This is a genomic window from Clostridioides mangenotii TR, assembly GCF_000498755.1.
GTDB lineage: Bacteria > Bacillota > Clostridia > Peptostreptococcales > Peptostreptococcaceae > Metaclostridioides > Metaclostridioides mangenotii_A.
The window spans coordinates 1-2,517 of sequence record NZ_AXUS01000060.1; the positions used below are offsets into that span (position 1 = coordinate 1).

Consider the following 2,517-nt stretch of genomic DNA (forward strand, 5'->3'; position numbering starts at 1 on the left):
CTCTGGTGTACCAGTTGTTCTGCCAAGGGCATGGCTGGGTAGCTATGTGTGGAATGGATAAGCGCTGAAAGCATCTAAGCGCGAAGCCGACTTCAAGATAAGATTTCCCACCGCAAGGTTAAGATCCCAGGAAGACTACCTGTTGATAGGTCGAAGGTGGAAGTGCAGCAATGTATGGAGCTTATCGATACTAATAGATCGAGGACTTGACCTGATTTTAGATGATTACTAAATTATATATGTAGTTTTTAGAGTACTAACTCTAATTTAAAGATTTCTTTTAGAATTCGTGAGAATTTATTTGAAGATATCTAATAATTTGTTAAGGATTTGTAATGATATAACAGAATCTTTAAAATGTTTATCTAACTCGACTAAAATATAGTTGTAAAAGTATTGACATTTTTTATTGAAGATGTTAGCATAATACTTGTCTTATAAAAAGCAAATAATAAGCTAATCAATGTGGTTACTATAGCAGAGAGGATACACCTGTTCCCATTCCGAACACAGAAGTTAAGCTCTCTTGCGCTGATGGTACTTGGTGGGAAACTGCCTGGGAGAGTAAGACGTAGCCGCGTGATAATCCAAGGTAGCTCAATGGTGGAGCACCCGGCTGTTAACCGGTAGGTTGAGGGTTCGAGTCCCTCCCTTGGAGCCAAATGGTATCATGTAAAAGATTAGATTGCCAGCACGTGGGATTATAGCTCAGCTGGGAGAGCACCTGCCTTACAAGCAGGGGGTCACAGGTTCGAGCCCTGTTAATCCCACCAATTAACGCGGCCTGGTAGTTCAGTTGGTTAGAATGCCAGCCTGTCACGCTGGAGGTCGAGGGTTCGAACCCTTCCAGGTCGCCAATTAAAATTATGCTAAGTTAATTTAAAAAGATTTATATGCTGGTGTGGCTCAACGGTAGAGCAGCTGACTTGTAATCAGCAGGTTGTAGGTTCAATTCCTATCACCAGCTCCAAAAATCGGAGGATTTCCCGAGTTGGCCAAAGGGGGCAGACTGTAAATCTGTTAGCTTCGCTTTCGGTGGTTCGAATCCACCATCCTCCACCAATTAAATATGCGGGTGTAGCTCAATGGTAGAGTTCTGGCCTTCCAAGCCAGCTGTGAGGGTTCGATCCCCTTCACCCGCTCCAATATATTAAATTATATGGGTGCATAGCTCAGCTGGATAGAGCAACGCCCTTCTAAGGCGTGTGTCCGGGGTTCGAATCCCTGTGCGCTCACCATATAGGGGATTCGCCAAGTCGGTAAGGCACAGCACTTTGACTGCTGCATGCGTAGGTTCAAGTCCTGCATCCCCTGCCAATTTAATACAATGGTCTATTAGCTCAGTCGGTAGAGCACCTGACTTTTAATCAGGGTGTCCCGCGTTCGAGTCGCGGATAGATCACCATGGAGAGGTGTCCGAGTGGTTTAAGGAGCTGGTCTTGAAAACCAGTGATGCTTAACGGCACCGTGGGTTCGAATCCCACCCTCTCCGCCATTTTTAAAATAAATACAAACTGGAGAAGTACTCAAGTGGCTCAAGAGGATCCCCTGCTAAGGGATTAGGCTGGGTTAACCGGTGCGAGGGTTCGAATCCCTCCTTCTCCGCCAATAAAATTCGAGGTGTAGCGCAGTTTGGTAGCGCACATGGTTTGGGACCATGGGGCCGGGGGTTCGAGTCCCTTCACCTCGACCATTAAAAAATGCAGTTGGCCTTTAGCTCAGTTGGTTAGAGAGCCCGGCTCATAACCGGTAGGTCCGGGGTTCGAGTCCCTGAAGATCCACCAATTTAGGGGTATAGCTCAGTTGGTAGAGCGTCGGTCTCCAAAACCGTGCGCCGGGGGTTCGAGTCCCTCTACCCCTGCCAAAGTAAAACTGTTATATTATCTTCGAGGTGTAGCGCAGTTTGGTAGCGCACATGGTTTGGGACCATGGGGCCGGGGGTTCGAGTCCCTTCACCTCGACCAGTAACAAAAAATTAAATATTAAGAAGAAATAAACTAAAGTAATACTAAAAAATGCAAGGGCCTATAGCTCAGGTGGTTAGAGCGCACGCCTGATAAGCGTGAGGTCGCTGGTTCGAGTCCAGCTAGGCCCACCACTTGCCCAAATAGCTCAGTCGGTAGAGCAGGGGATTGAAAATCCCCGTGTCGGTGGTTCGATTCCGCCTTTGGGCACCAAGGTATACGGCGGTATAGCTTAGTTGGCTAGAGCGTTCGGTTCATACCCGAAAGGTCACAGGTTCGACTCCTGTTACCGCTACCATCTAAACTATGCTAACAAAAAAGAACATTGAAAATTAAACAGTAGGTTAATTTATAAGAAAACAAGAAACAAACCATATAAAGCCAGATATTAAAGATAACGATAGTATCTGAGCAGGTCAAATTATTATTGAGAGTTTGATCCTGGCTCAGGATGAACGCTGGCGGCGTGCCTAACACATGCAAGTCGAGCGAACCCCTTCGGGGGAGAGCGGCGGACGGGTGAGTAACGCGTGGGTAACCTACCCTGTACACA

18 tRNA genes and 3 rRNA genes are annotated in these 2,517 nt (G+C 46.8%); all 21 read left to right on the forward strand.

Going from position 1 to position 2,517, the window contains the following annotated elements:
* Positions 1–214 (forward strand): 23S ribosomal RNA (locus T473_RS0115300); the annotation flags it as partial.
* A gap of 250 nt (positions 215–464) precedes the next feature.
* Positions 465–581, forward strand: a 5S ribosomal RNA gene (gene rrf / locus T473_RS0115305).
* Between the two features lie 5 nt (positions 582–586).
* A tRNA-Asn gene (locus T473_RS0115310) sits at positions 587–661 on the forward strand.
* Positions 662–697: 36 nt separating this feature from the next.
* Positions 698–773, forward strand: a tRNA-Val gene (locus T473_RS0115315).
* An 8-nt stretch (positions 774–781) separates the two neighbouring features.
* Positions 782–857 (forward strand) — tRNA-Asp (locus tag T473_RS0115320).
* Positions 858–895: 38 nt separating this feature from the next.
* Positions 896–970: transfer RNA gene (locus T473_RS0115325), tRNA-Thr, on the forward strand.
* Between the two features lie 6 nt (positions 971–976).
* Positions 977–1,062 (forward strand) — tRNA-Tyr (locus T473_RS0115330).
* A gap of 9 nt (positions 1,063–1,071) precedes the next feature.
* Positions 1,072–1,145 (forward strand) — tRNA-Gly (locus T473_RS0115335).
* Positions 1,146–1,161: 16 nt separating this feature from the next.
* Positions 1,162–1,238: transfer RNA gene (locus T473_RS0115340), tRNA-Arg, on the forward strand.
* A gap of 3 nt (positions 1,239–1,241) precedes the next feature.
* Positions 1,242–1,317 (forward strand) — tRNA-Gln (locus T473_RS0115345).
* Between the two features lie 12 nt (positions 1,318–1,329).
* Positions 1,330–1,405: transfer RNA gene (locus tag T473_RS0115350), tRNA-Lys, on the forward strand.
* Between the two features lies 1 nt (position 1,406).
* Positions 1,407–1,495: transfer RNA gene (locus tag T473_RS0115355), tRNA-Ser, on the forward strand.
* Between the two features lie 21 nt (positions 1,496–1,516).
* Positions 1,517–1,608 (forward strand) — tRNA-Ser (locus tag T473_RS0115360).
* Positions 1,609–1,616: 8 nt separating this feature from the next.
* Positions 1,617–1,693: transfer RNA gene (locus T473_RS0115365), tRNA-Pro, on the forward strand.
* A gap of 17 nt (positions 1,694–1,710) precedes the next feature.
* A tRNA-Met gene (locus tag T473_RS0115370) sits at positions 1,711–1,784 on the forward strand.
* A 4-nt stretch (positions 1,785–1,788) separates the two neighbouring features.
* Positions 1,789–1,864: transfer RNA gene (locus tag T473_RS0115375), tRNA-Trp, on the forward strand.
* Positions 1,865–1,887: 23 nt separating this feature from the next.
* Positions 1,888–1,964, forward strand: a tRNA-Pro gene (locus T473_RS0115380).
* A 57-nt stretch (positions 1,965–2,021) separates the two neighbouring features.
* A tRNA-Ile gene (locus T473_RS0115385) sits at positions 2,022–2,098 on the forward strand.
* A 3-nt stretch (positions 2,099–2,101) separates the two neighbouring features.
* Positions 2,102–2,177 (forward strand) — tRNA-Phe (locus T473_RS0115390).
* A gap of 8 nt (positions 2,178–2,185) precedes the next feature.
* Positions 2,186–2,262, forward strand: a tRNA-Met gene (locus T473_RS0115395).
* Between the two features lie 125 nt (positions 2,263–2,387).
* Positions 2,388–2,517: ribosomal RNA gene (locus tag T473_RS0115400) — 16S ribosomal RNA — on the forward strand; the annotation flags it as partial.